This window comes from Escherichia sp. E2586 (genome assembly GCF_005781105.1).
GTDB lineage: Bacteria > Pseudomonadota > Gammaproteobacteria > Enterobacterales > Enterobacteriaceae > Escherichia.
The window spans coordinates 45,792-72,234 of sequence record NZ_VATN01000022.1 but is presented as its reverse complement, the minus strand read 5'-3'; the positions used below and the strand labels follow the sequence as shown (position 1 = coordinate 72,234).

General features: G+C 54.4%; 21 protein-coding genes and 1 pseudogene. 13 read left to right on the top strand and 9 right to left on the bottom strand.

Features of this window, described 5'->3' with window-relative positions; translation table 11 throughout:
* Positions 1 to 54: 54 nt before the first annotated feature.
* Positions 55 to 2,319: a hybrid sensor histidine kinase/response regulator gene (locus FEK50_RS19605; protein ID WP_131161368.1), complete on the bottom strand. Its 2,265-nt coding sequence runs from the start codon at positions 2,317 to 2,319 to the stop codon at positions 55 to 57.
* Positions 2,320 to 2,432: 113 nt separating this feature from the next.
* Here FEK50_RS19605 and FEK50_RS19595 point away from each other — a divergent pair, with 113 nt between their 5' ends.
* From FEK50_RS19595 to FEK50_RS19570, 6 genes are read left to right on the top strand one after another with little or no spacing between them, the layout of a single operon-like run.
* Positions 2,433 to 3,953, top strand: a complete 1,521-nt coding sequence (locus FEK50_RS19595) for a sugar ABC transporter ATP-binding protein (RefSeq protein WP_131161369.1) — start codon at positions 2,433 to 2,435, stop codon at positions 3,951 to 3,953.
* Entirely contained in the window at positions 3,950 to 4,924 is a 975-nt protein-coding gene (locus tag FEK50_RS19590; protein ID WP_130215630.1) for a ribose ABC transporter permease, read from the top strand. Before FEK50_RS19595 ends, FEK50_RS19590 begins: the two co-directional genes overlap by 4 nt.
* Positions 4,925 to 4,954: 30 nt before the next feature.
* Positions 4,955 to 5,896, top strand: a complete 942-nt coding sequence (locus tag FEK50_RS19585; protein WP_131161370.1) for an ABC transporter substrate-binding protein — start codon at positions 4,955 to 4,957, stop codon at positions 5,894 to 5,896.
* A 54-nt stretch (positions 5,897 to 5,950) separates the two neighbouring features.
* Positions 5,951 to 6,634 carry a D-lyxose/D-mannose family sugar isomerase gene (locus tag FEK50_RS19580; RefSeq protein ID WP_130205865.1) on the top strand — a complete coding sequence of 228 codons (684 nt, stop codon included), beginning with the start codon at positions 5,951 to 5,953 and terminating at the stop codon, positions 6,632 to 6,634.
* Positions 6,635 to 6,648: 14 nt separating this feature from the next.
* Entirely contained in the window at positions 6,649 to 7,509 is an 861-nt protein-coding gene (locus FEK50_RS19575) for a ketose 1,6-bisphosphate aldolase (RefSeq protein ID WP_130215626.1), read from the top strand.
* Positions 7,506 to 8,507, top strand: a complete 1,002-nt coding sequence (locus FEK50_RS19570; RefSeq protein WP_131161371.1) for a carbohydrate kinase family protein — start codon at positions 7,506 to 7,508, stop codon at positions 8,505 to 8,507. The genes FEK50_RS19575 and FEK50_RS19570 overlap by 4 nt, the downstream gene beginning before the upstream one ends.
* On the opposite strand, the gene FEK50_RS19565 is transcribed toward FEK50_RS19570, so the two are convergent.
* Positions 8,504 to 9,211, bottom strand: a complete 708-nt coding sequence (locus FEK50_RS19565) for a response regulator transcription factor (protein ID WP_130224323.1) — start codon at positions 9,209 to 9,211, stop codon at positions 8,504 to 8,506. The two genes, FEK50_RS19570 and FEK50_RS19565, sit on opposite strands and share 4 nt — an antisense overlap.
* Positions 9,212 to 9,501: 290 nt before the next feature.
* On the opposite strand from FEK50_RS19565, the gene yjcS reads away from it, so the two are divergent.
* The 7 genes and pseudogenes from yjcS (at position 9,502) to yjcO (ending at position 19,662) form a co-directional block, all read left to right on the top strand.
* Positions 9,502 to 11,487 (top strand): alkyl sulfatase YjcS, encoded by a 1,986-nt coding sequence (yjcS, locus tag FEK50_RS19560; protein WP_131161372.1) that lies wholly within the window; start codon positions 9,502 to 9,504, stop codon positions 11,485 to 11,487.
* A 208-nt stretch (positions 11,488 to 11,695) separates the two neighbouring features.
* Positions 11,696 to 11,971 (top strand): YtcA family lipoprotein, encoded by a 276-nt coding sequence (locus FEK50_RS19555; RefSeq protein WP_001308208.1) that lies wholly within the window; start codon positions 11,696 to 11,698, stop codon positions 11,969 to 11,971.
* Between the two features lie 18 nt (positions 11,972 to 11,989).
* Complete coding sequence (gene mdtN / locus FEK50_RS19550) at positions 11,990 to 13,021, top strand: multidrug efflux transporter periplasmic adaptor subunit MdtN (protein WP_000446357.1); 1,032 nt, start codon at positions 11,990 to 11,992, stop codon at positions 13,019 to 13,021.
* Positions 13,021 to 15,071: pseudogene (gene mdtO / locus FEK50_RS19545) on the top strand (multidrug efflux transporter permease subunit MdtO). The gene mdtN and the pseudogene mdtO overlap by 1 nt, the downstream one beginning before the upstream one ends.
* A complete protein-coding gene (gene mdtP, locus FEK50_RS19540) occupies positions 15,068 to 16,534 on the top strand; it encodes a multidrug efflux transporter outer membrane subunit MdtP (RefSeq protein WP_130205853.1) in 1,467 nt (488 codons plus the stop codon). Before mdtO ends, mdtP begins: the two are co-directional and overlap by 4 nt.
* Positions 16,535 to 16,731: 197 nt before the next feature.
* The gene (gene fdhF, locus FEK50_RS19535) at positions 16,732 to 18,879 is read left to right on the top strand and encodes a formate dehydrogenase subunit alpha (RefSeq protein ID WP_077629246.1); all 2,148 of its coding nucleotides are present in this window, start codon (positions 16,732 to 16,734) and stop codon (positions 18,877 to 18,879) included.
* A 93-nt stretch (positions 18,880 to 18,972) separates the two neighbouring features.
* Entirely contained in the window at positions 18,973 to 19,662 is a 690-nt protein-coding gene (gene yjcO / locus FEK50_RS19530; protein WP_064525643.1) for a Sel1 family TPR-like repeat protein YjcO, read from the top strand.
* A gap of 194 nt (positions 19,663 to 19,856) precedes the next feature.
* Here yjcO and gltP read toward each other — a convergent pair whose 3' ends face one another.
* The 7 genes from gltP to nrfB form a co-directional block, all read right to left on the bottom strand.
* Complete coding sequence (gltP, locus tag FEK50_RS19525; protein ID WP_130205847.1) at positions 19,857 to 21,170, bottom strand: glutamate/aspartate:proton symporter GltP; 1,314 nt, start codon at positions 21,168 to 21,170, stop codon at positions 19,857 to 19,859.
* 340 nt (positions 21,171 to 21,510) lie between these two features.
* Positions 21,511 to 22,107 (bottom strand): heme lyase NrfEFG subunit NrfG, encoded by a 597-nt coding sequence (nrfG, locus tag FEK50_RS19520; RefSeq protein WP_131161373.1) that lies wholly within the window; start codon positions 22,105 to 22,107, stop codon positions 21,511 to 21,513.
* Entirely contained in the window at positions 22,104 to 22,487 is a 384-nt protein-coding gene (nrfF, locus tag FEK50_RS19515) for a heme lyase NrfEFG subunit NrfF (protein WP_001032531.1), read from the bottom strand. The genes nrfG and nrfF overlap by 4 nt, the downstream gene beginning before the upstream one ends.
* A complete protein-coding gene (locus FEK50_RS19510) occupies positions 22,480 to 24,198 on the bottom strand; it encodes a heme lyase CcmF/NrfE family subunit (protein ID WP_131161374.1) in 1,719 nt (572 codons plus the stop codon). Before FEK50_RS19510 ends, nrfF begins: the two co-directional genes overlap by 8 nt.
* A 19-nt stretch (positions 24,199 to 24,217) precedes the next feature.
* The gene (nrfD, locus tag FEK50_RS19505; protein WP_131161375.1) at positions 24,218 to 25,174 is read right to left on the bottom strand and encodes a cytochrome c nitrite reductase subunit NrfD; all 957 of its coding nucleotides are present in this window, start codon (positions 25,172 to 25,174) and stop codon (positions 24,218 to 24,220) included.
* On the bottom strand, positions 25,171 to 25,842 hold the full coding sequence (gene nrfC, locus FEK50_RS19500) for a cytochrome c nitrite reductase Fe-S protein (protein WP_000220281.1): 672 nt from the start codon (positions 25,840 to 25,842) through the stop codon (positions 25,171 to 25,173). Before nrfC ends, nrfD begins: the two co-directional genes overlap by 4 nt.
* Positions 25,839 to 26,405 (bottom strand): cytochrome c nitrite reductase pentaheme subunit, encoded by a 567-nt coding sequence (gene nrfB / locus FEK50_RS19495; protein WP_131161376.1) that lies wholly within the window; start codon positions 26,403 to 26,405, stop codon positions 25,839 to 25,841. Before nrfB ends, nrfC begins: the two co-directional genes overlap by 4 nt.
* Positions 26,406 to 26,443: the final 38 nt, after the last annotated feature.

Here is a 26,443-nt window from a genome sequence, read left to right as displayed (position 1 = left end):
AATTGCTCACAATAGCAGCACGTTTGCTTCAGGCCTCTTGATAAATTCTGAAAATCATCCCTCAATTTGCCCCAGCGCCTGCGCCAGCTGCGCGCGGGTAAAAGGTTTGCGCAGTAGCGCCACATCGGGCAGCGCGGGGTTATGGCTGGGGCGTAAATCCTGGCCGCTGATGAGTAGCAGCGTCAGGTGCGGGTAAAGTTTGCGGGCTGCATTGACCACTTCTGCGCCGCTCATACCGCCGGGGAGCATTAAGTCACTGATAAAAATATCGATTTCCGTTGATGTCGCCAGCAGGTCCAGCGCCTGTTCGCCGCTGCTCGCTTCCAGCGTCAAATAGCCCAACAGGTGCAACTGCTCGCAGATGGTCTGGCGCACCGCGGCTTCATCTTCCAGCACTAACACCAGTTTATCGCCGCTGACGGCTGTCTGCTCTACCACCGCTGGCAATACGTTTTTCTCCGCCACCAGCGCGCGGGGAAGCTGTAATCTGACCGTTGTTCCTTGCCCTGGCGCGCTTTCAATTTCCACGCGCCCGCCGGACTGGCGCACGAACCCATAGACCATCGACAAGCCCAGACCGCTGCCACTGCCCGTCTGTTTAGTGGTAAAGAACGGCTCGAACACCTGGCTTTTCACCGCCTGCGACATACCACAGCCATGATCGATAACCTCCAGCGCCACCATGTCCTGTCGCTGCCCACTGCTGCGGGTGACACGCTGATTCCAGGTGCGAATTTTGATGATTCCCGTCTGCCCTTCCATCGCATCGCGGGCGTTCACTACCAGGTTGATGATGGCGTTTTCCAGTTGGCTGACGTCAATCCACGCGGGCCACGCCGGAGACTGAGCTTCAATCTCCAGCGCCAGGGTTGCCGGTAAGGAGTGGCGCATTAATTCGCTTAACTCTTCCAGCAGAGTTTTCAGTTCAACGGCTTGCGGATGTAAGGACTGCTTGCGGGAAAACGCCAGTAGCCGCTGGGTCAGTAGCGCCCCACGTTCGGCGGCTTGCAGCGCCCGCTGTATTCGCGGCGCGTCGGGAGAGTCCGTGTTCACCAGCTCCAGGCTGCCAATGATCACCGCCAGTAGATTATTAAAATCATGCGCCAGCCCGCCCGTCAGTTGCCCGACCGCTTTCAACTTCTGGCTGTGCAATAGCGCCTCTTCCAGCCCCTGCCGCTCGGTTTGGGCAATCTCCATCTGCGTGGTTTTCTCTTTCAACAGCCATGAGGTTCGTTCGAGTGACGCGGTATTGCGGGCAAAAACGTTAAAGGCGCGCGCCAGTTCACCCAACTCATCGCGTCGCTGTAACGCCGGAAAAGTGACGTCCGCTTCACCGTGCGCCAGGCGGCTCATGGCGCGGGAAATTGCCGTCAGGTTAGAGCCGAGATTGCGATAGATATACCAGCCTGCAAACGCGGTGATCACCACCGCTAACAGAGCGAAAATCATGATCAGCCTCTCGCCGGAGCGCAGATCCTGGTAACTTTGCGCCACCCGCTGACCGGAGAGCGTCGCCACCTGTTCGGCGTAACGGTTAATGTCACTATTGAGGATCGCCACCAGCGCTTTGATGTGGAACATATACCAGCTGATCGCCAGATCGCTTTGCTCGAGAGCGGCCGAAAGCGGCGCCAGCTTGCGCAGTTCATCATTGAAATCAGTGAGTAGCGTATTGACCAACGGCGTATCGCTGTGGGTCGGTAATACAGACATTACCCCGACCAGTTGATGAATAATCGCCTGTGGCGCGGGGGTGGCAATAGCGGCAACAATCAGTCGGTTCATCTCGTTAAGCAAAATGTCATCTTCCGCGTGAGTGACTTTTTGCAAATGTCGCAGATAACTTAAGTTTTGATATAGCGAACTTAACAGCGCGTTACGCTCCAGATGCCGCCTTTGCCCGCGCTCCAGCATTCCGCCGACGCTGGTTTGCAGTTCGTTACTACGCGTGATGATTCGCGTCACCAGCCCGGCGTCCTGCTGCGCTAAAGGCGCGTCCGCCAGTTGCTCAAGCGAGCTTTTTAATGCCCGCTGTGTCTCCTGCAATCGCTCGGCTTCACCTTTATATTCCAGCGCCCCCACCACCTGCGACAATCGCACCGCCGCCGTCGCCACGTTTGCCGTGTCGCGCGCCAGATTCAGGCTGCCGGTCATATCATCCACCGTTTGCTGCTGCACCTGCTCCTGCATCTGGCTGGCATGGCGAAAGCCCATTACCGCCACGCCGCTGACCATCAGCGTCACCGCCACCACCAGCAAATTCAAAAGCAGCAATCGCCCGCGCGCGCTGGCAAAAAAGTGACGTCCGGGGTGCGCCATATCACGCTCCGTAAAGAAAAATCGCAATATGACAAATATGAACGGCTTCTGACATTTTGCATTTACTTTCCTGTGATGGAGTGCTGATATCGACAACCTCGCAGGAGTCCGCCATGAACAGCACGCCGGTTCTGGAGATGCGCAATATTGCCAAAGCCTTCGGCAAATTTTATGCGCTCAAGGGGGTGGATTTGACGGTTTACCCTGGCGAGATCCATGCCCTGATGGGGGAAAACGGCGCGGGAAAAAGCACGCTGATGAAGGTGCTGGCGGGGGCTTATACCGCCACCAGCGGCGAGATCCTGATTGACGGCAAGCCCTTTCACATTCGCACGCCAAAAGATGCCTTAAGCGCCGGTATTACGCTGATTTATCAGGAGATGCAGCTGGCACCGAATCTGACGGTAGCTGAAAACATTTTCCTCGGCAGCGAGCTTTCCCACGGCGGGCTGGTGCAGCGCAAAGAGATGCTGATGCAGGCGCAAAAAGTGATCGACCGCCTCGGCGCGCAGTTTAACGCCAGCGATAAAGTCATGACGCTGACCATTGCCGAGCAACAACAGGTCGAAATCGCCCGCGCGCTGCATCGCAACAGCCGCATTCTGGTGATGGACGAACCCACCGCCGCCCTCTCCTCGCGTGAAACTCACCGCCTGTTTGAACTGATTATGCGGCTGCGCGATGAAGGGATGGCGATTATCTATATCAGCCACCGCATGGCGGAAGTGTATGAGCTTTCCGATCGCGTCAGCGTGCTGCGCGACGGGCAATACGTTGGCAGCCTGACCCGCGATAACCTCAACGCCGCTGAACTGGTACGGATGATGGTCGGCAGGCCACTGAGCGATCTGTTCAATAAAGAGCGCGATATCCCGCTCGGCAAAGCCCGCCTGAATGTTCACCACCTGACCGACGGTGGCAAAGTCCAGCCGAGTAGCCTGCTGGTGCGTTCCGGCGAAATTGTCGGCCTCGCCGGGCTGGTAGGAGCCGGACGTTCAGAGCTGGCGCAGTTGATCTTCGGCGTACGTAAAGCGACGGGCGGAATGATTGAAGTCGATGGCGAACCGGTGGTGATCCACTCCCCGCGCGAAGCTATCGATCTTGGCATTGGTTTTCTCACCGAAAATCGCAAAGAACAAGGTTTGTTCCTTGAAATGGCGGCAGCCGAAAACATCACCATGGCAACCCTGGAGCGCGATGCCAGCTGGGGAATGCTCAACCGCAAAAAAGCACAAACCATCTCCGATGACGCCATCAAGTTGCTCAACATTCGCGTGCCTCATGCCCAGGTGCGAGCGGGCGGGCTTTCGGGCGGCAATCAGCAAAAACTGTTGATCTCCCGCTGGGTGGCGATTGGCCCGCGTATTTTACTGCTCGACGAACCCACGCGTGGTGTGGACGTCGGCGCAAAAAGCGAGATCTACCGGATCATGAACGAGATGGCGCGCAAAGGCGTGGCGATCCTGATGATCTCCAGCGAACTGCCGGAGATAGTTGGCATGAGCGATCGCGTTTATGTGATGCGCGAAGGCAGCATTGCCGACGAGTTAAACGGCAAAAACATCACCCAGGAAAACATTATGACCTTAGCGACTGGCGTCAACGACGCCCATTCCCAGGCGGTGCCCTCATGATGACCTCTGCAAAGACCTCTGCCAAAAAAATGCTGATGAGCGATCTGATGCAAACGGTCGGCATTTTGCCCATTTTGATCCTGATCGTGGCGGTATTTGGCTTTATCGCGCCTAACTTTTTTACCGAAAGTAACCTGCTGAATATTACCCGCCAGGCGTCGATCAACATTGTGCTGGCGGCGGGGATGACCTTCATCATTTTGACTGGCGGGATCGACCTTTCCGTAGGGTCGATCCTCGGCACCACGGCGGTAGCGGCGATGGTCGTCTCCCTTAGCCCGGAGTTCGCCATGCTGTCGATTCCAGCGGCGCTGATGCTCGGCCTGCTGCTGGGGTTGTTCAACGGCGCGCTGGTGGCCTTTGCCGGATTGCCGCCCTTTATTGTCACACTCGGCACCTATACGGCGCTGCGCGGGGCGGCGTATCTGCTGGCGGATGGCACCACGGTCATCAACTCCAACATTAATTTCGAGTGGATAGGCAACAACTATCTTGGGCCTGTCCCGTGGCTGGTGGTGATTGCCCTCGCAGTGATTGTGCTGTGCTGGTTTATTCTGCGCCGCACCACGCTTGGCGTTCATATCTACGCCGTCGGCGGCAATATGCAGGCAGCGCGTCTTACCGGCATTAAGGTCTGGCTGGTGCTGCTGTTTGTTTATGGCATGAGCGGCCTGCTTTCAGGGCTTGGCGGGATTATGAGCGCCTCGCGGCTGTACAGCGCCAACGGCAACTTAGGCATGGGGTACGAACTGGATGCCATTGCGGCGGTGATCCTCGGCGGCACCAGTTTCGTTGGCGGCATCGGCACCATCACCGGCACGCTGGTTGGGGCGCTGATTATCGCCACGCTAAACAACGGCATGACCCTAATGGGCGTCTCTTACTTCTGGCAACTGGTGATCAAAGGGGCGGTGATCATCATTGCGGTGCTGATCGATAAATACCGTACCCGACATCATCAAAGCGCATAACAACAATACCCTACACATGAGGAATACAGCATGAGATTGAAGCCCTTAGTGACCGCGCTCTGTGCAGGCGCGCTGCTGGCAGCGGCACCGTTCGCCCAGGCGAAAGATCTGAAATCGATAGGCGTGACGGTGGGCGACCTGGCGAACCCGTTCTTCGTACAGATAACCAAAGGCGCGGAGCTGGAAGCACGCAAACTGGCAGGCGATAACGTCAAAGTGACGCTGGTTTCCAGCGGCTACGATCTGGGCCAGCAGGTGTCGCAGATCGACAACTTTATCGCCGCTAACGTCGATATGATCATCCTCAACGCTGCCGATTCAAAAGGGATCGGCCCGGCGGTGAAACGGGCGAAAGACGCCGGGATCGTGGTCGTCGCAGTTGACGTAGCGGCAGAAGGCGCCGATGCCACCATCACTTCCGATAACACCCAGGCAGGCGAAATGGCCTGTAAGTACATCACCGATCGCCTGAAAGGCAAAGGCAACGTGGTGATCATCAACGGGCCTCCGGTGTCCGCCGTGCAAAACCGCGTTGAAGGCTGCCAGACTGAATTTAAACGCCATCCTGATATCAAGGTGCTCTCTGACAACCAGAACGCCAAAGGCAGTCGTGAAGGCGGGCTGGAGGTAATGACCGGACTGCTGGCGGCAAATCCGAAGATCGACGGCGTATTTGCCATTAACGATCCCACCGCGATCGGTGCCGATCTGGCAGCCAAACAGGCACAACGTAGCGAGTTCTTTATTGTCGGCGTTGACGGAAGCCCGGACGCCGAAGAGGCGCTGAAACGTGAGAACTCGTTGTTTGTCGCCACCCCTGCGCAAGATCCCCAGGTGATGGCAGCGAAAGCGGTGGAAATTGGCTACGACATTTTGCAGGGCAAACCCGCGCCGAAAGAGCCGGTGCTGATCCCGGTGACGATGATCGACAAAAACAACGTCGGCAATTACAAAGGCTGGACGGTGAAATAAGTCCACACGCCGGGCGGCGCAGCTGCCCGGCCACCGCTAAGGAGAACGCTTTCGATGAAACGCTCCGCTATAAACGACATTCTCGGCCATACACGGCAATTCTTTTCGCAACATGACGTGCATCTTCCGCCCTTTGCCAGTTTCACGCCTGCCCAATGGCAACAACTCGACTCCACTGCGTGGGAGGAAGTTTTTGAGCTCAAACTCGGCTGGGATGTTACCGCTTTTGGTGGCAACGACTTTGCTGCACAGGGGCTGACGCTGTTTACCCTGCGTAACGGCTCACCAAAAGGAATGCCGTATGTGAAATGTTACGCCGAGAAGATCATGCATGTGCGCGATGCGCAGGTAACGCCAATGCATTTTCACTGGCGTAAGCGTGAGGACATTATCAATCGCGGCGGCGGCAATTTGATTGTTGAACTGTGGAATGCCGATAGCAACGAGCAAACGGTTGATAGCGACGTTACGGTGGTGATCGACGGCTGCCGCCAGAAACATACCGCAGGCAGTCAGTTGCGCCTGTCTCCCGGCGAAAGTATCTGCCTGCCGCCTGGCCTTTATCACAGCTTTTGGGCAGAAGCCGGTTTTGGCGATGTGCTGGTTGGCGAAGTCTCTTCTGTTAATGACGACGACCACGATAACCACTTTTTACAGCCGCTGGACCGCTACAACCTGATTGACGAAGACGAACCGGCCCAGTTGGTGTTGTGTAACGAATACCGCCAGTTCCGCTGAATAAGGAGAACGTTATGCCGTTGATTTCTCTCGCTGAAGGGCTGGCTCATGCCCGCGAACATCACTATGCGTTAGGCGCGTTTAATGTGCTGGACTCACACTTTTTACGCGCGCTATTCGCTGCGGCCAGACAGGAACGCTCGCCGTTTATTATCAACATTGCCGAAGTACATTTTAAATATATCTCGCTGGATTCCCTGGTCGAAGCCGTGAAATTTGAAGCGGCGCGCCATGCCATTCCGGTGGTGTTAAATCTCGATCACGGGCTGCATTTTGAATCGGTGGTGCAAGCGTTGCGGCTGGGATTCAGCTCGGTAATGTTTGACGGCTCCACGCTGGAGTATGAAGAAAATGTCCGCCAGACGCGGGAAGTGGTGAAAATGTGCCATGCCGTTGGCGTATCGGTAGAAGCTGAACTGGGCGCGGTAGGTGGCGACGAAGGCGGTGCGCTTTACGGTCATGCCGATGAATCTCTGTTTACCGATCCGCAACTGGCGCGTGATTTTGTCGACCGTACCGGCATTGACGCGCTGGCCGTGGCGATTGGCAATGCACACGGCAAATATCGCGGCGAACCGAAACTCGATTTCCCGCGCCTCGACGCTATCCGCCAGCAGGCGGCTATCCCGCTGGTGTTACACGGCGGCTCAGGGATTAGCGATGCCGATTTCCGCCGCGCCATCGAACGGGGTATCCACAAAATCAATTTCTACACGGGTATGTCGCAAGCGGCGCTGGCAGCCGTTGAGGCCCGAATGGCGCGCCGTCAGCCGATGTATGACGAGTTTGCCGAGTTACTGCTGGCAGTGGAAGCCGCCATCAGCGATACGGTTGCACAACAGATGCGTATTTTCGGCAGTGCGGGGCAAGCATGATGGAACGTAAAGGGATTATCGCCGCAGGCAATATGCTGGTTGACCACGTCCATCAGATTATCCAGTGGCCAGAGCGCGGCTGGCTGGCGGAAATCACCCACAGCGAACGCTCAACCGGAGGCGCGCCGCTTAACGTCCTGCTGACGCTGGCGAAAATGCGCACCGGGTTGCCGTTACAGGCGGTCGGGCTAATCGGTCAGGACAGCGACGGCGATTACATCATGGCGATGCTTGAGCAATATCACGTCAATCGCCAGCATGTGCAGCGCACCACCTTTGCCCCGACGTCGATGTCGCAGGTGATGAGCGACCCCGGCGGGCAGCGCACCTTTTTCCATTCGCCGGGCGCTAACCGACTGCTTGATCTTCCGGCGTTCGATCAGCTTGATAACAGCATGAAGATTTTCCATCTCGGCTATTTACTGTTGCTCGATAGCCTAGATATGCCGGACGATGTTTACGGTACTCGTAGCGCGCGTCTGCTGGCGCAAATGCGTGATAATGGCTTTGAAACCTCGCTCGACCTTGTCTCCCGCAAGGGCGATCCGCGTTATCAGCCGATGGTGCTGCCCGCGTTGCGCCATCTGGATTATCTGATAATTAACGAACTGGAGGCCGGGGAGTTTAGCGGGCTGGAAATTCGCTTACCCAACGGCGAACCGCATATCGTGCATATTGCTGCCGCCGCGCGTGAACTGTTAGATGCGGGCGTACGCCAGCGAGTGGTGATCCACTGCCCGGAAGGTGCCTGGGGAGAGACACCGGAACAGGGCGGCGTGTGGATCCCTTCGCAAAAGTTAGAACAACGGGAAATTATCGGCAGCGTCGGCGCGGGCGATGCATTTTGTGCCGGATTTTTATATGGCTGCCATGAACGCTGGACGCTTACCGAGAGCATCAAACTGGCACACGCCTGCGCGCGGGCAAGCCTGTTATGTGCCAATGCTATCGACGGGGCAAAAACGCTGGAAGAACTACAAACAGAATTGTCGGATTAGTGCACGTCGGCAGCGAAGACATACCCCAGACCGCGCAGAGTTTTAATCAACATCGGCTGATGCGGGTTTAGTTCGATTTTGCGGCGTAAGCGCATGATTAATACGTCGATGGTGCGATCAAACACCTCCACGCTATCGCTGTGGGTGAACTCCAGCAACTGCTCGCGGCTCAATACCCGACGAGCGTTTTGCGCCAGGGCCAGTAACAAGCCATATTCGCCCTGGGTCAGCTCGACATGTTGTTGTAGCGGATTGTGCAACTGGCAGCGCGTGGTATCGAGATACCAGCCATTGAATGACAGCCCGGCGTTTTTCTCCTCATTGACTGCCAGCGCGCCAACGCGCCGTAGCACCGCTTTTAGTCGCGCGACCACGACCCGTGGGGTAAACGGCTTGCAGATGTAATCATCTGCGCCCATTTCCAGCCCGACCACCACATCAGACTCGCTGCCCAGGCCGGTCAGCATCACCACCGGCAGTGCAGGACGCATTTTCTGTAATTGTTGCAATACCCTCAGGCCGTTGGTATCGGGTAGCATCATATCCAGCACTACCAGCGCGATATCAGGATCGCCCTCAACACGTGATATTGCCTCCTGCCCGGTATGGCAGACCGAAACCGTAAAGACATGTTCGCTTAACACGTCCTGCAACAGTGCGCAGATAGCCGTGTCATCATCCACCACCAGCACAACAGGTTTCATGGTTATACTCCGAATTATTCACCTGATTAATCATTGTGCGGACTTCTTGCCGAAGTGAAAGAGAAAAGCAATATATATAATAAAAACATAAGTTAGGTCACATTATTGATGACAATAATAAATATGCCGTAATTTTCCCTCTTCAGCACAAATGCCTAATAAAATGGCTCGTTCCGCTCACACTTCCACTTATTAAAGTCGCAAATTCCCAATTATGATAACGCCAGCTTTAAATGACGTATTTTGCATGGATTACATATTTACGACATAAATGATAAATGGAGATTTATATGAATAACTCTCGGTTATTCCGTTTGAGCAGGATTGTTATTGCCTTAACCGCCGTCAGCGGCATGATGATAAATACCGCTTACGCAACAGATGAAGCGAAAGGCGCCACTCAATATACCCAGCAGGTTAATCAGAATTACGCCAAATCATTACCGTTTAGCGATCGTCAGGATTTTGACGATGCCCAGCGTGGATTTATCGCCCCGCTGCTGGATGAAGGTATTCTGCGTGATGAGAACGGTAAAGTTTACTACCGCGCGGACGATTACAAATTTGATATTAATGCCGCTGCGCCGGAAACCGTAAACCCCAGCCTGTGGCGTCAGTCGCAAATCAACGGTATTTCTGGCCTGTTCAAAGTCACCGATAAAATGTATCAGGTGCGCGGCCAGGATATCTCTAACATTACGTTCGTTGAGGGCGAGAAAGGCATTATTGTTATCGACCCGCTGGTGACGCCGCCTGCCGCAAAAGCCGCACTTGACCTTTACTTCCAGCATCGTCCGCAAAAACCGATTGTTGCCGTTATCTACACTCACAGCCACGCCGACCACTATGGTGGCGTGAAAGGTATTATCTCTGAAGCCGATGTGAAATCCGGCAAAGTTCAGGTGATTGCCCCAGCTGGTTTTATGGACGAAGCCATCAGCGAAAACGTGCTGGCGGGGAACATCATGAGCCGCCGTGCGCTCTACTCTTACGGTCTGTTACTGCCGCACAACGCGCAAGGCAACGTGGGCAACGGCCTCGGTGTGACGCTGGCAACGGGCGACCCGAGCATTATTGCACCGACTAAAACTATCGTCAGAACTGGCGAGAAGATGATTATCGACGGCCTGGAGTTTGACTTCCTGATGACCCCAGGCAGCGAAGCGCCAGCCGAAATGCACTTCTATATTCCGGCCCTGAAAGCCCTGTGTACCGCCGAAAACGCCACGCATACCCTGCACAACTTCTACACTCTGCGCGGCGCGAAAACCCGCGACACCAGCAAGTGGACCGAGTATCTGAACGAAACGCTGGATATGTGGGGTAACGAAGCGGAAGTACTGTTTATGCCGCACACCTGGCCGGTCTGGGGCAACAAGCATATCAATGATTATATTGGTAAATATCGCGATACTATCAAGTACATTCACGACCAGACCCTGCACCTGGCGAACCAGGGCTACACCATGAATGAAATCGGCGACATGATTAAGCTGCCACCTGCGCTTGCCAATAACTGGGCCAGCCGCGGCTATTACGGTTCTGTCAGCCACAACGCCCGCGCGGTGTATAACTTCTATCTTGGCTATTACGACGGTAACCCGGCTAACCTGCATCCGTATGGTCAGGTGGAGATGGGTAAACGTTATGTGCAGGCGCTGGGCGGTTCTGCCCGTGTCATCAACCTGGCGAAAGAAGCGAACAAGCAAGGTGATTATCGCTGGTCCGCAGAGTTGCTGAAACAGGTGATCGCCGCCAACCCGGGTGACCAGGTGGCGAAGAATCTGCAAGCGAATAACTTTGAACAGCTGGGCTATCAGGCCGAGTCCGCTACCTGGCGCGGTTTCTACCTGACCGGCGCGAAAGAACTGCGCGAAGGGGTACATAAGTTCAGCCACGGCACCACCGGTTCCCCGGACACCATTCGCGGAATGTCGGTCGAAATGCTGTTCGACTTTATGGCCGTTCGCCTCGATAGCGCGAAAGCCGCGGGTAAAAATATCAGCCTGAACTTCAATATGAGCAACGGCGATAACCTCAACCTGACGCTGAACGATAGCGTGCTTAACTACCGTAAAACACTGCAACCGCAAGCCAACGCCTCTTTCTACATCAGCCGTGAAGATCTTCACGCCGTGCTGACCGGGCAAGCCAAAATGGCGGATCTGGTAAAAGCGAAGAAAGCCAAAATTATTGGCAATGGCGCGAAACTGGAAGAAATTATTGCCTGTCTGGATAATTTCGATTTGTGGGTGAATATCGTAACTCCAAATTAATGCCACTCGCTTTTGGGGGCGCTTAAGCCCCCAAAAGTATTTATTTTAAAAATACATACAACAAATTAATACATAAAATATATAAGTTATGAATGCGGTGGCTGAATAAAGCTATTTTTATTCATCGAGAAAATAGCCATACTGACGCCTTCAATGGATATTGATATTCACTACAGATATTGTTCGCAGCAGACAGGATGTATTTAATATGCCAACAGTTCTCTCTCGCATGGCGATGCAACTCAAAAAAACAGCCTGGATAATTCCCGTCTTCATGGTTTCGGGATGTTCATTATCTCCGGCAATCCCGGTGATCGGCGCTTATTATCCCAGCTGGTTTTTCTGCGCTATTGCCAGCCTTATTTTGACGCTCATCACGAGGCGAATTATTCAGCGGACAAATATCAATCTGGCATTTGTCGGAATTATTTATACCGCCCTTTTTGCTCTCTACGCCATGCTGTTCTGGCTGGCATTTTTCTAATCTATTTGAGACGCGCTCATGGAAAGTACGCCGAAAAAAGCTCCTCGCAGTAAATTCCCTGCTCTGTTAGTGGTTGCGCTGGCGCTGGTTGCCCTTGTTTTCGTTATCTGGCGCGTAGACAGTGCGCCATCAACTAATGACGCTTACGCGTCAGCAGATACCATTGATGTGGTGCCGGAAGTCAGCGGTCGCATTGTAGAACTGGCGGTCACCGACAACCAGGCGGTGAAACAGGGCGATTTGCTGTTCCGCATCGACCCGCGCCCGTACGAAGCCAATCTGGCGAAAGCTGAAGCCTCCCTCGCGGCGCTGGATAAGCAAATTATGCTCACCCAGCGTAGCGTTGACGCGCAACAGTTTGGTGCCGACTCGGTTAATGCCACGGTAGAAAAAGCCCGTGCCGCTGCAAAACAGGCCAGCGATACATTACGCCGCACCGAGCCATTACTGAAAGAAGGTTTTGTCTCAGCGGAAGACGTTGACCGTGCAAGAACGGCGCAGCGCGCCGCAGAAGCGGATCTTAATGCCGTATTGTTGCAGGCGCAGTCAGCCGCCAGCGCCGTCAGCGGCGTCGATGCATTAGTTGCCCAGCGTGCGGCAGTCGAAGCGGATATCGCGCTGACGAAACTGCATCTGGAAATGGCAACCGTTCGCGCGCCGTTTGATGGCCGGGTCATTTCCCTCAAAACCTCCGTCGGGCAATTTGCTTCTGCCATGCGCCCTATTTTCACCCTAATCGACACTCGTCACTGGTACGTTATCGCCAACTTCCGCGAAACTGATCTGAAAAACATTCATGCCGGTACACCCGCAACGATTCGCCTGATGAGCGACAGCGGCAAAACCTTCGAGGGTAAAGTGGATTCGATTGGCTACGGCGTGCTACCGGATGACGGCGGCCTGGTGCTGGGCGGCCTGCCGAAAGTGTCACGGTCTATTAACTGGGTCCGCGTCGCCCAGCGTTTTCCGGTCAAAATCATGGTTGATAAACCCGATCCGGAAATGTTCCGCATCGGTGCTTCGGCAGTCGCTAATCTTGAGCCGCAATAATGAGCGCGCTCAACTCCCTGCCATTACCGGTGGTCAGGCTGCTGGCGTTCTTTCATGAAGAGTTAAGCGAGCGGCGACCAGGCCGCGTGCCGCAGACCGTGCAACTCTGGGTAGGCTGCCTGCTGGTGATTCTGATCTCGATGACCTTTGAGATCCCTTTTGTGGCGTTATCGCTGGCAGTGCTGTTTTACGGTATTCAGTCGAACGCGTTTTACACCAAATTTGTGGCGATCTTGTTTGTGGTCGCCACGGTGCTGGAGATCGCCAGCCTGTTTTTGATCTACAAATGGTCATACGGCGAACCGTTGATCCGATTGATCATCGCCGGACCGATCCTGATGGGCTGCATGTTTTTGATGCGCACCCATCGGCTGGGGCTGGTCTTTTTCGCCGTCGCCATTGTCGCTATTTACGGGCAAACCTTCCCCGCCTGCTCGACTATCCGGAAGTGGTCGTGCGCTTAACGCTGTGGTGTATCGTTGTTGGCCTCTATCCAACCTTGCTGATGACGTTAATCGGCGTGCTGTGGTTTCCCAGTCGTGCCATTACACAAATGCATCAGGCGCTTAATGATCGGCTTGATGATGCCATTGGTCACCTGACAGACAGCCTCGCACCGCTACCCGAAACGCGGATTGAAAGAGAGGCGCTGGCGCTGCAAAAACTCAATGTCTTTTGTCTCGCGGACGATGCCAACTGGCGAACTCAAAGCGCATGGTGGCAAAGCTGCGTGGCAACGGTAACCTACATTTACTCGACGCTGAATCGCTACGATCCCACCTCTTTTGCTGATTCTCAGACAATTATTGAATTCCGACAAAAATTAGCCTCAGAAATCAACAAGCTGAAGCATGCCATTGCCAAAGGTCAGTGCTGGCAAAGCGACTGGCGACTTAGTGAAGATGAAGCGATGGCGGCACGGGAATGTAACCTGGAGAATATCTGCCAGACGTTATTGCAACTGGGTCAGATGGACCCGAATACGCCGCCAACGCCCGCAGCCAAACCGCCGTCAATGGTCGCCGATGCTTTTACCAATCCAGACTATATGCGCTACGCGGTAAAAACGCTGCTCGCCTGTTTGATCTGTTACACCTTCTACAGCGGCGTGGACTGGGAAGGCATTCACACCTGTATGCTGACCTGCGTGATCGTCGCTAATCCAAATGTCGGTTCGTCGTACCAGAAGATGGTGCTGCGTTTTGGCGGGGCTTTTTGCGGCGCGATTCTGGCGCTGTTATTTACACTACTGGTCATGCCCTGGCTGGACAATATTGTCGAATTGCTGTTTGTGCTGGCACCGATTTTCCTGTTGGGCGCATGGATTGCCACCAGCTCCGAACGTTCTTCTTATATCGGCACACAGATGGTGGTCACCTTCGCGCTCGCCACGCTCGAAAACGTTTTTGGCCCGGTGTACGACCTGGTGGAAATTCGCGATCGCGCCCTGGGTATCATCATTGGTACCGTGGTGTCCGCGGTGATTTACACCTTTGTCTGGCCCGAAAGTGAAGCGCGCACGCTGCCGCAAAAACTGGCTGGTGCGCTGGGTATGTTAAGTAAGGTAATGCGGATCCCACGCCAGCAGGAAGCCACGGCTCTGCGCACTTATCTGCAAATTCGCATAGGTCTGCATGCGGCGTTTAATGCCTGTGAAGAGATGTGCCAACGCGTGGCGCTGGAGCGTCAACTGGACAGCGAAGAACGCGCATTACTGATTGAACGTTCGCAAACGGTTATTCGTCAGGGACGCGACATTCTTCACGCCTGGGATGCGACCTGGAACTCGGCGCAGGCGCTGGATAACGCACTACAGCCGGACAGAGCAGGCCAGTTTGCCGACGCACTGGAGAAATACGCCGCCGGTCTGGCAACCGCACTCAGCCGTTCTCCTCAAATAACGCTTGAAGAACCCCCCGCCTCGCAGGCCATCCTGCCCACCTTATTAAAACAGGAGCAACACGTCTGCCAGCTTTTCGCCCGCTTGCCAGACTGGACAGCCCCGGCATTAACGCCCGCCACGGAACAGGCACAAGGAGCCACACAATGATCAATCGTCAACTTTCACGTCTGCTGTTGTGCAGCATTCTCGGCAGCACGACGCTGATTTCCGGCTGTGCCCTGGTACGCAAGGATTCTGCGCCTCATCAACAGCTCAAACCGGAACAAATCAAACTTGCCGATGATATTCATCTGGCCAGTTCCGGCTGGCCGCAGGCGCAGTGGTGGAAACAATTTAACGACCCGCAACTGGATGCCCTGATCCAGCACACGTTGCAAGGTTCACACACGCTTGCCGAAGCGAAACTGCGGGAAGAAAAAGCGCAATCACAGGCCGACCTGTTAGATGCCGGTTCACAATTGCAGGTGGCGGCGATAGGGATGCTCAACCGCCAACGCGTCTCGGCGAACGGTTTTTTAAGCCCTTATTCAATGGATGCGCCAGCACTGGGTATGGACGGGCCGTACTATACGGAAGCCACAGTAGGTTTGTTTGCCGGACTGGATCTTGATTTGTGGGGTGTGCATCGCTCGGCGGTTGCCGCCGCCATTGGCGCGCATAATGCCGCGCTGGCAGAAACCGCAGCAGTAGAGCTATCGCTGACCACTGGCGTAGCGCAGCTTTATTACAGCATGCAGGCCAGCTACCAGATGCTTGATCTGTTAGAGCAAACTCGCGATGTGATTGATTACGCGGTGAGAGCGCACCAGAGCAAAGTGGCGCACGGTCTGGAAGCGCAAGTGCCTTTCCACGGCGCGCGGGCGCAGATTCTGGCCGTCGATAAACAAATTGCTGCCGTCAAAGGGCAAATCACCGAAACGCGAGAATCTCTGCGTGCATTGATTGGCGCGGGAGCCAGCGATATGCCGGAGATCAAGTCGGTGGCATTACCGCAAGTACAGACCGGTATTCCGGCGACACTCTCTTATGAGTTGCTCGCCAGGCGCCCGGATCTGCAAGCCATGCGTTGGTATGTTCAGGCGTCATTAGATCAGGTAGATTCCGCGCGGGCGTTGTTCTATCCGAGCTTTGATATCAAAGCGTTTTTCGGTCTGGACTCCATCCACCTGGATACCTTATTCAAAAAAACCAGTCGCCAGTTCAACTTCATCCCAGGTCTGAAATTGCCGCTGTTTGACGGTGGACGGTTGAATGCCAATCTCGAAGGCACTCGCGCCGCCAGCAACATGATGATTGAACGTTACAACCAGTCAGTACTGAACGCGGTGCGCGACGTTGCAGTCAATGGCACACGTCTGCAAACGCTCAACGACGAGCGGGAGATGCAGGCAGAACGCGTAGAAGCAACCCGCTTCACCCAGCGTGCCGCCGACGCCGCCTACCAACGCGGTCTAACCAGCCGTTTACTGGCCACCGAAGCTCAGTTGCCGGTTCTTTCCGAAGAGATGTCATTACTGATGCTGGACAGCCGCCGGGTGATTCAAAGTATTCAGTTGATGAAATCGCTGGGCGGCGGGTATCAGGCGGCTCCCGTCGTTGAGAAAAAATAAAATGTCTGCCGCGTGATGGCTGTCACGCGGTATTTCGTTTCGTCACGTCAAAACTGACGACAGCCTGTTTTTCGTCAGAGTTTTGAATAAATAGTGCCCGTAATATCAGGGAATAGCCTCAAATAAAATGTGGCATAAAAGATGCATACTGTGGTCGAGAGCGCGTATGCGTGATTTGATTAACTGGAGCGAGACTGATGAAAAAAGTCGTCACGGTTTGCCCATATTGCGCATCAGGTTGCAAAATCAACCTGGTCGTCGATAACGGCAAAATCGTCCGGGCGGAGGCAGCACAGGGGAAAACCAACCAGGGTACTCTGTGTCTGAAGGGTTATTATGGCTGGGATTTTATTAACGATACCCAGATCCTGACCCCGCGCCTGAAAACCCCCATGATCCGTCGCCAGCGTGGCGGCAAACTCGAACCTGTTTCCTGGGATGAGGCACTGAATTACGTTGCCGAGCGCCTGAGCGCCATCAAAGAGAAGTACGGTCCGGATGCCATCCAGACGACAGGCTCCTCGCGTGGTACGGGTAACGAAACCAACTATGTAATGCAAAAATTTGCGCGCGCCGTTATTGGTACCAATAACGTTGACTGCTGCGCTCGCGTCTGACACGGCCCATCGGTTGCAGGTCTGCACCAATCGGTCGGTAACGGCGCAATGAGCAATGCCATTAACGAAATTGATAATACCGATTTAGTGTTCGTTTTCGGGTACAACCCGGCGGATTCCCACCCTATCGTGGCGAATCACGTGATTAACGCTAAACGTAACGGGGCGAAAATTATCGTCTGCGATCCGCGCAAAATTGAAACCGCGCGCATTGCTGACATGCACATCGCACTGAAAAACGGCTCGAACATCGCGCTGTTGAATGCGATGGGCCATGTCATTATTGAAGAAAATCTGTACGACAAAGCGTTCGTCGCTTCTCGCACAGAGGGCTTTGAAGAGTATCGTAAAATCGTTGAAGGCTACACGCCGGAGTCGGTTGAAGATATCACCGGCGTTAGCGCCAGTGAGATTCGTCAGGCGGCGCGGATGTATGCCCAGGCGGAAAGCGCATCTATTCTGTGGGGCATGGGTGTGACCCAGTTCTATCAGGGCGTGGAAACCGTCCGTTCTCTGACCAGCCTCGCGATGCTGACCGGTAACCTCGGTAAGCCGCATGCGGGTGTTAACCCGGTTCGTGGTCAGAACAACGTGCAGGGCGCCTGTGATATGGGCGCGCTGCCGGATACGTATCCGGGATACCAGTACGTGAAAGATCCGGCTAACCGCGAGAAATTCGCCAAAGCCTGGGGCGTAGAAAGCCTGCCTGCTCATACCGGCTATCGCATCAGCGAGCTGCCGCACCGCGCAGCGCATGGCGAAGTGCGTGCCGCGTACATTATGGGCGAAGATCCGCTGCAAACGGATGCGGAACTGTCGGCAGTCCGTAAAGCCTTTGAAGATCTGGAACTGGTCATCGTTCAGGACATCTTTATGACCAAAACCGCGTCGGCGGCGGATGTCATATTACCGTCAACGTCGTGGGGCGAGCATGAAGGTGTCTATACTGCGGCTGACCGTGGCTTCCAGCGTTTCTTCAAGGCGGTTGAACCGAAGTGGGATCTGAAAACGGACTGGCAGATTATCAGTGAAATCGCCACCCGTATGGGTTATCCGATGCACTACAACAACACCCAAGAGATCTGGGACGAGTTGCGTCATCTGTGCCCGGATTTCTACGGTGCAACTTACGAGAAGATGGGCGAACTGGGCTTCATCCAGTGGCCTTGCCGCGATACGTCAGATGCCGATCAGGGGACTTCTTATCTGTTTAAAGAGAAGTTTGATACCCCGAACGGTCTGGCGCAGTTCTTCACCTGCGACTGGGTAGCGCCAATCGACAAACTCACCGACGAGTACCCGATGGTACTGTCAACGGTGCGTGAAGTTGGCCACTACTCTTGCCGTTCGATGACCGGTAACTGTGCGGCACTGGCAGCGCTGGCTGATGAACCTGGCTACGCACAAATCAATACCGAAGACGCCAAGCGTCTGGGTATTGAAGATGAGGCATTGGTTTGGGTGCACTCGCGTAAAGGCAAAATTATCACCCGTGCGCAGGTCAGCGATCGTCCTAACAAAGGGGCGATTTACATGACCTACCAGTGGTGGATTGGCGCCTGTAACGAGCTGGTTACCGAGAACTTAAGCCCGATTACCAAAACGCCGGAATACAAATACTGCGCCGTGCGCGTCGAGCCGATCGCCGATCAGCGCGCCGCCGAGCAGTACGTTATTGACGAGTACAACAAGTTGAAAACTCGCCTGCGCGAAGCGGCACTGGCGTAAATAAGTCCCTTCTACAGCCTCCTCTGGGAGGCTGTTTTTTTATCCATTCGAACTCTTTATACTGGATACACCCTACCCAATCGTATTATCAAAATGAAAAAAATTATCGCATTGATGTTGTTTTTGACATTCTTTGCCCACGCGAATGACTCTGAGCCTGGCAGCCAGTATGTAAAGGCGGCAGAGGCCGGAGACAGACGCGCACAATATTTTCTTGCCGACAGCTGGTTTAGCTCCGGCGATTTGAGCAAAGCCGAATATTGGGCACAGAAAGCCGCCGACAGTGGTGATGCCGATGCCTGCGCGCTGTTGGCGCAGATTAAAATCACCAATCCGGTCAGTCTGGACTATCCACAAGCAAAAATTCTCGCCGAAAAAGCAGCGCAAGCGGGCAGTAAAGAAGGTGAAGTGACGCTGGCACATATTCTGGTGAATACTCAGGCAGGTAAACCGGATTATCCGAAGGCGATTTCGCTGTTAGAAAACGCCTCGGAAGATCTGGAGAACGACTCCGCCGTCGATGCCCAGATGCTGCTTGGTTTGATTTACGCCAACGGCATAGGCATTAAGGCCGATGATGAGAAAGCGACCTGGTATTTCAAGCGTAGCTCTGCGATTTCCCGTACCGGTTATTCCGAGTACTGGGCAGGAATGATGTTCTTAAACGGTGAAGAAGGTTTTATCGAGAAGAACAAACAGAAGGCGCTGCACTGGTTGAACCTGAGCTGTATGGAAGGGTTTGATACCGGGTGTGAAGAGTTTGAAAAATTAACCAATGGTTAAGGTAGCCCTGATAAGACGCGTTAAGCGTCGCATCAGATATTGTTGATGTCGGATGCGGCGTAAACGCCTTATCCGACCTACAAAATCACGCTAAATCAGGATATTACGCTGTCTGGCGTAGGCCTGATAAGACGCGCTAAGCGTCGCATCAGGCATCCACACATTGCCGGGTGGATGTCCCCGGCAATCTTCAATTACTGATCCGCAGTCTTATCAAATTTGCCCAGCACTTCACGCTCGTAGGCCATCGCTTTTTTGTGGTCAAATTTGTGTTCCCACTTGGCAATCACCAGCACCGCCAGCGCATTACCCACTACGTTCAGCGCGGTACGTGCCATGTCGAGGATACGGTCAACACCAGCAATAAACGCCAGACCTTCCAGCGGAATACCTACGCTGCCCAGCGTCGCCAGCAGCACCACAAACGACACGCCCGGCACGCCAGCAATCCCTTTCGAGGTCACCATCAGCGTCAGCACCAGAATGATTTCCTGCCAGATAGACAGGTCAATGCCATACAACTGCGCGATGAAAATAGCGGCAATACTTTGATACAGCGTCGAACCATCAAGGTTAAAAGAGTAACCGGTCGGCACCACGAAACTGGTGATCGATGCCGGGGCGCCGTAGGCTTCCATCTTCTCAATAATTCGCGGCAGTACGCTTTCTGAGCTGGCAGTGGAGTACGCCAGAATCAACTCATCTTTCAGAATACGAATCAAGATCCAGACACTTAACCCGCACAGGCGCGCCACAATTCCCAACACCGCCAGCGCGAAGAACAGAATGGCGAAATGCACCAGCAGCACCAGTTTCGCCAGTGGCCACAGAGAAGAGAAACCAAAGTTAGCCACCGTCACCGCAATCAGCGCGAACACCCCCACTGGGGCATAGCGCATCACCATGTGCGTCACTTTAAACATGGTTTCAGAGATGGAGCGGAACACGGTCACCAGCGGTTCGCGATGCGCCGCGGGCAGGGAGGAAAGCCCCAGACCAAACAGCACCGAGAAGAAGATGATTGGCAGCATTTCGCCTTTCGCCATCGATGCCACAATGTTCGTCGGCACCAGCGACAAAATCGTCCCCATAATACCGTGAGAACTGCTTTGTACCGCTTCCGTGGTGCTCTGATATTTCGAGATATCGACAGTCGCCAGCTGTGACATATCGACCCCTGCTCCAGGCTGGAAGACGTTCGCCAGGGTGATCCCCAGGATGATGGCGACAGTGGTGATCGCCTCGAAGTAGATAATGGTTTTCGCGCCAATTCGCCCAAGCTGTTTGGCATCGCCGACGCCCGCGATACCGACCACCAGCGTGGAAATCACGATCGGCACAACGATCATTTTAATCAGGTGGATAAAGATATCACCTGCCGGGGAGAGAAAATTAACGACTAACCAGTCACGGCTGTCGCTGTGATAATGCAGGTAACTTCCCAGGAGAATGCCCAGCACCATAGCAATGAGTATCTGCCAGGCAAGGCTGATTTTTATATTTTTCATACGATTGACTTCCTCAGTGGAACGCCGTTCCCCGTTCAAAAACGCAAGAACGTTATAAACTGCAGGGTATGGATTGTGTTGCGTTGGTTTGTGGATTTTTTTAACGCTTATGATCAGTATCATTTGCGCGGTATGTCGCGCAACCCTTTAACAACAGAGCTTTTCGCTGCATTAATGCATAATAACGCGACTTTATGGCAAAATTAATGAATAACTATTTGTTATGAAAAGATTTTTATTTGTTTAATTTGCAATAATACTGATTGGTGATTATTTTTTGCATGTGTTCATTCGATTATTTTTTACACATCTCAATAACATAATCTTCAACACTGAATGATTAATCCGCTCGCCGCTGCAGCAGTTTTGCCATATTAATCGACTCAACCAGCTGTGTTCGGTTAACTCGTGGTGAGTTTAGATCCATCACTTTTTGCCATAGTTCGATGGCTTGCGCGTAATTCGCCTGCATAAACGCATCTGAAGCCAGCAGCATCAGGGCGGTGATTTCATTACTGTCCAGCGCGAGGGCTTTGTCGATCATTGCGCGAGTCTGGGCGGTCATATGCTGGCTGGCCTGGTAATAAAGCACCGTCGCCAGCGCCGCATACAGTTCAGCGTTCTCACCACGTAGTTGCAACGCCTGACGGTACGCCAGCAGCGAATTGCTGTAATCGTTTTGCCACAGATAGTACTCGCCCAGCAACGCCCACTGTTCACTGTTTTGTGGATTGGCGCGGATTTTATCCTGCAATGCCTGAAGCTGCGCTTCCGGGGTTTGCTGGCTGGCAAACTGATGTAGCGGATCGCGCTGACGCTGATACTCCGCACGCACCGCCTGCCATTTTGGACTTAACAGATAACTGCCGACACAGAGAAATACCATCAAAATCGTGAGTGTTGTCAGCATGTTCACCGGTATTTGAGGCTGTTTCATCGCTTCGCCCTCACTCGCCAGAGGATCAGTGCCATCAGCAGTAACAACACCACTGGCAGCGCCCACAACACCAGCGTCTGACCAGTTAACGGTGGGTTATAGCGAACAAAATCTCCGTAGCGTTCGGTCATCCAGCCAATGATTTCAACTTCGTTTTTCCCCTCCGCCACCATACTGTAAACCTGATGGCGCATACTGACCGCCACTGGCGCGTTGGATTCCAGTAAGTTCTGATTCTGGCACTGCGGACAACGTAACTGGCTGGCAATATTTAACGCCTGTTGCTGTTGTTGCGGATTGGCGAATTGCCAGGTGTCTACGACCTGAGCGTGCGCAAAACAGGTAAATAGCAGCAGCAAAGTGAGAAGCCCTTTATTCATCGCGCTTCCTCCCCCGCCATCCGCTTAACAATGCGCCTGCAATCATCAACAATCCTCCCCCCCAGATCCAGCGCACACCGCTTTGTACATACAAACGAAAAGCGTAACGATCCGCTCCGGTTTTCTCGCCCATGACCACATACCAGTCATGGATGCCGTTCCAGCGAATTGACGGCTCCATCATTTGCTGACGGCGTGCTTCATAGAAACGCCGCTCCGGCGTTAATTCACCAATACGTTGCTGATGGTCAAACAGTGCCACTATCGCTTTTTCGCTGGTGTAATTGCCTTTGGCTTGCAGATCGAGGCGCTCAAACCGGAAGGTGTATCCTGCCAGTTTTACCTGCTGCCCCGGCTGTAAATTCAGGCTGATCTCCTGACGGCTGACGCTGGAAACCACGATCCCCGCGGCAAATAACAGCACGCCCGCATGCGCCAGCAGCGCCGGAAGCTGCGCGCGTTTGCCAGAGACAAACGTCGCCAGCACAATCACCACCAGCATCAACAGACCAAACGGTAACGTCGCGCGGTTAAAATACGGTGCGCCAACGGAGAGGCGTCCCCAGCCCAGCAAGCCGTAAATCATCGGATAAAGCGTTCCCACCAGCACGATCAGTAGCACCGCGCAAAACAGCAACAGCGTAGCGAGGATTAACATTTCTCGCGATAACCCTGAAAAACGCACCGCCGGGCCACCGTCCCGCGCTCGCCAGCCATACAGAGCCAGAGACGCAAGGCTAATCAGCGCAAACAGGCTGAACAACGGCACGGCGCGGACGTTATCCAGCGCGAACGCATGAACCGAAACCAGAATGCCAGAACGGACAATCAACGTCCCCAGCAGCGACAGCATCAGAGTAACGATCGCCAGCAGCAGCGACCAGTGGCGGAAAATCCCCCGCTGGCGTGTCAGGGATAAACTGTGCAGCAGCGCAGTGGCAGAAAGCCAGGGTAATAAAGAGGCGTTTTCCACCGGATCCCAGAACCACCAGCCGCCCCAGCCCAGTTCGCAATAGGCCCACCAGGAACCGAGGATGATCCCCGCCGTTAATGCGCTCCAGCCAGGTAACGCCCAGCGCCAGCAAATTCGGGCGCTGGCCGCATCAAACTCGCCGCGCAGTAGACTCGCCAGCGCCACGCTCGCCGCTACCATCAAACCGCCATAGCCAAGGTAAAGCAGCGGTGGATGAAAGATAAGACCGGGATGTTGCAGCATCGGATTGAGATCGCGGCCTTCGATTGCTGGGGGGAATATCCGCACGAAGGGATCGGACCACAGCACCACAAACAGTAGCAGTGCGGCGATCATGAGAGATAAAACGGCTAGCGTCAGCGGAAATAGCGGATCGGTTTGCTGCCGATAATGCCAGGCAAACAGCGCGCTCCAGGCGGAAAGCAACAGCACCCAAAGTAGCAACGAACCTTCATGACCACCCCACACCGCCGCCAGTTTGAGTTCCCACGACAGCAGGCTGTAGCTATGTTGTGCGACATAAATGACCGAGAAATCGCTGATGAGAAAACAATACGTCAGTACGCCAAAGGCGAGCAGCAGGAGTGTGAACTGCGCCAGAATGCCGATGCAAGTGAGCCGTATCATGGCAGGCCAGCGTAACCGCACTCCCGCGAAGGTCATCAACGGGGTCAACACGTTGACCCCGAGACTTAACAACAACGCCAGAAAACCGACTTCAGGAAGGAATACGTCCAGAAACCACCTCTTTTCTGGCTTACGCCACCGTCAACTGTCCGGCGTAGAGAATGAAAAAGCGCAGCATCAACACGCCGACCAGGCTGGCCCCACACGCCGCCAGCACGGCAGGAATGCCGGAACTGCGATTGACCCACGGTTTGAGCAACATTGGCACAATCAGCCCCAGCCCAGCGACACCAAGCCAGAACCACCACGTCCAGAAACCGCCGCCCAATGCCGCCACCAGCGCACGCACTTTACCGTCATCGCCCAGCGCCAGACCGACAAAAAACGCCACCAGCAGGAAGATTTCGCCCCATACCACAGGGATTTCCATCCGGTGAACAAAGTGCGCTTCCGTGGAATGCGGGTTACTGCGTTGGCGTATCGCCATGGCGATCAGCGCCACCGCCGCACCGGACGAGATGCCGGAGAAGAGGAACAGCACAGGCAGGATCGGGTTATTGAGGAACGGATACGATTTCAGCGCCGACAGCAGAAAGCCGGTATAAGCCCCCAGCAGTACCGCCAGCACCAGCATCAACGTTTCCAGTCCGCGATGAACGGGCGTCAGCAGGCTCAAGACCTTTTGCACGCTCCCCAACTTCGGCAACCAGCGTTGTTGCAGGGCAAGCAAATCGTGTTCAAAGATTTTCGCCAGCCACAGCACCAGCACCACCATGTAGAGCTGAAACAGCATCACCCCCATCGACATCACCGAGGTAAAACTGTAGTGGAACATCAGCTTCCAGAAGGTCCACGGCTTTGTCAGGTGGAAGACGAGGATCAACAGACCGAGGATCACCGCGCCAGGCCCGACAATCAGCGTGGTGCGCAGCAACGTACTGTCTGCACCACCCGCTTGTGGGTAGAAGCGACGCAGCAACACCGCCAGCGTCACCAGTCCGGCAGAGATCCCCACCAAAAACAGATAGATGGCAATCGGCCAGTCCCACACCAGCGATTCAAAATGAAATGCGGAAGCCTGAGTCATTGGCTCACCTCCCCGTATTTAAACGGCACGCGGTACAGCTTCGGTTTGGTTCCCAGCGCCAGCTTGTAGCGGTAAGTGGGCTTCTGGCGCAGCAGTTGTGAAATCTCACTGTTGGGATCGTCCAGATTGCCAAACGTCAGCGCCTTCGTCGGGCAAGCTTCAACGCACGCGGGTAACTTACCGGCCTGCAAATTAGTCTTGCGGCAGAAATCGCATTTGTCCGCTGTCTTCGTGACCGGATGGATAAAGCGCACGCGGTACGGACAGGCGGCGATGCAGTACTGACAACCGACGCAGAGATCCGGATTAACATCGACAATCCCACTGGCGGCATCGCGAAAAGAGGCACCCGTTGGGCAGACGTCAACACACGGCGCATGATCGCAGTGCTGGCAAGACTTACGGAAGAAGCGATATTTCACATCAGGAAATTCGCCCTGCGGCTCGCTACGAATAATCGTCAGGCGCGACACACCTTCCGGCACCTTGTTCACTTCTCGACAAGCATCCATACAGGCGGTACAGCCGATGCATAACGACTCATCATGCACCATGCCGTAACGCACCCCATTGATATTCAACGTTTTCGCCACCACGCGCCCTGCGGTGCCGCTGACGGCTGCCAGCACACCGACGCCGGTGAGAAACTGGCGACGTGACCAGGTCATGGCTGCTCCTTAAGCAACGGAACAGACGCCGGGTTAAAGTTCGGATTGGTGCGCTGATCGCTGTGGCAATCGACGCAAATCTTGATCCGTCCTTTGTCACTTAACGTCTGCATCGTATCTTGCTGTGGATGCAGGGAATGGCAGCTGGCGCACGCCACTTTGGTTACGTGAACATCGTGCGGCCAGAACACTTTTTGCAACTGTTCCGGTAGATGGCAGGACATACAGACGCTGTTCTGCTCTCCAACCTTGTACATCGGCTCGTTAAAGCGCATCACATCTTTCACCCCTTCGCGGTGTTGCGGTGATGGCTGGCCGTGACAGTTGGTGCAAGTGACCGGCAGTTTGTTATTCGGGTTGATAACGGAAGCATGTTTGCCATGCATACCTTCGGTATCTGGTTTATGACAGTCCAGACAGGCGGCATCCGGGTTACGCTGCTGGGTAACTTCGTAGCGATCGCCAGATGCCTGCGCCGCAGGGGTAGCGGTAATTCCGTTCAGGCTCCACAACAGGCCCGACGCCAGCACCCCGGCAGTTAATAACGAACGTAATACGCTCATATTCACTCCATTGTGTTTTCCGCCCCTTGCGAGGCGGA

Bases quoted from the DNA above. Each gene is read 5' to 3' on its own strand.
- FEK50_RS19605 (WP_131161368.1), bottom strand. From the start codon at position 2,319: ATGGCGCACCCCGGACGTCACTTTTTTGCCAGCGCGCGCGGGCGATTG.
- FEK50_RS19595 (WP_131161369.1), top strand. From the start codon at position 2,433: ATGAACAGCACGCCGGTTCTGGAGATGCGCAATATTGCCAAAGCCTTC.
- FEK50_RS19590 (WP_130215630.1), top strand. From the start codon at position 3,950: ATGATGACCTCTGCAAAGACCTCTGCCAAAAAAATGCTGATGAGCGAT.
- FEK50_RS19585 (WP_131161370.1), top strand. From the start codon at position 4,955: ATGAGATTGAAGCCCTTAGTGACCGCGCTCTGTGCAGGCGCGCTGCTG.
- FEK50_RS19580 (WP_130205865.1), top strand. From the start codon at position 5,951: ATGAAACGCTCCGCTATAAACGACATTCTCGGCCATACACGGCAATTC.
- FEK50_RS19575 (WP_130215626.1), top strand. From the start codon at position 6,649: ATGCCGTTGATTTCTCTCGCTGAAGGGCTGGCTCATGCCCGCGAACAT.
- FEK50_RS19570 (WP_131161371.1), top strand. From the start codon at position 7,506: ATGATGGAACGTAAAGGGATTATCGCCGCAGGCAATATGCTGGTTGAC.
- FEK50_RS19565 (WP_130224323.1), bottom strand. From the start codon at position 9,211: ATGAAACCTGTTGTGCTGGTGGTGGATGATGACACGGCTATCTGCGCA.
- yjcS (WP_131161372.1), top strand. From the start codon at position 9,502: ATGAATAACTCTCGGTTATTCCGTTTGAGCAGGATTGTTATTGCCTTA.
- FEK50_RS19555 (WP_001308208.1), top strand. From the start codon at position 11,696: ATGCCAACAGTTCTCTCTCGCATGGCGATGCAACTCAAAAAAACAGCC.
- mdtN (WP_000446357.1), top strand. From the start codon at position 11,990: ATGGAAAGTACGCCGAAAAAAGCTCCTCGCAGTAAATTCCCTGCTCTG.
- mdtP (WP_130205853.1), top strand. From the start codon at position 15,068: ATGATCAATCGTCAACTTTCACGTCTGCTGTTGTGCAGCATTCTCGGC.
- yjcO (WP_064525643.1), top strand. From the start codon at position 18,973: ATGAAAAAAATTATCGCATTGATGTTGTTTTTGACATTCTTTGCCCAC.
- gltP (WP_130205847.1), bottom strand. From the start codon at position 21,170: ATGAAAAATATAAAAATCAGCCTTGCCTGGCAGATACTCATTGCTATG.
- nrfG (WP_131161373.1), bottom strand. From the start codon at position 22,107: ATGAAACAGCCTCAAATACCGGTGAACATGCTGACAACACTCACGATT.
- nrfF (WP_001032531.1), bottom strand. From the start codon at position 22,487: ATGAATAAAGGGCTTCTCACTTTGCTGCTGCTATTTACCTGTTTTGCG.
- nrfD (WP_131161375.1), bottom strand. From the start codon at position 25,174: ATGACTCAGGCTTCCGCATTTCATTTTGAATCGCTGGTGTGGGACTGG.
- nrfC (WP_000220281.1), bottom strand. From the start codon at position 25,842: ATGACCTGGTCACGTCGCCAGTTTCTCACCGGCGTCGGTGTGCTGGCA.
- nrfB (WP_131161376.1), bottom strand. From the start codon at position 26,405: ATGAGCGTATTACGTTCGTTATTAACTGCCGGGGTGCTGGCGTCGGGC.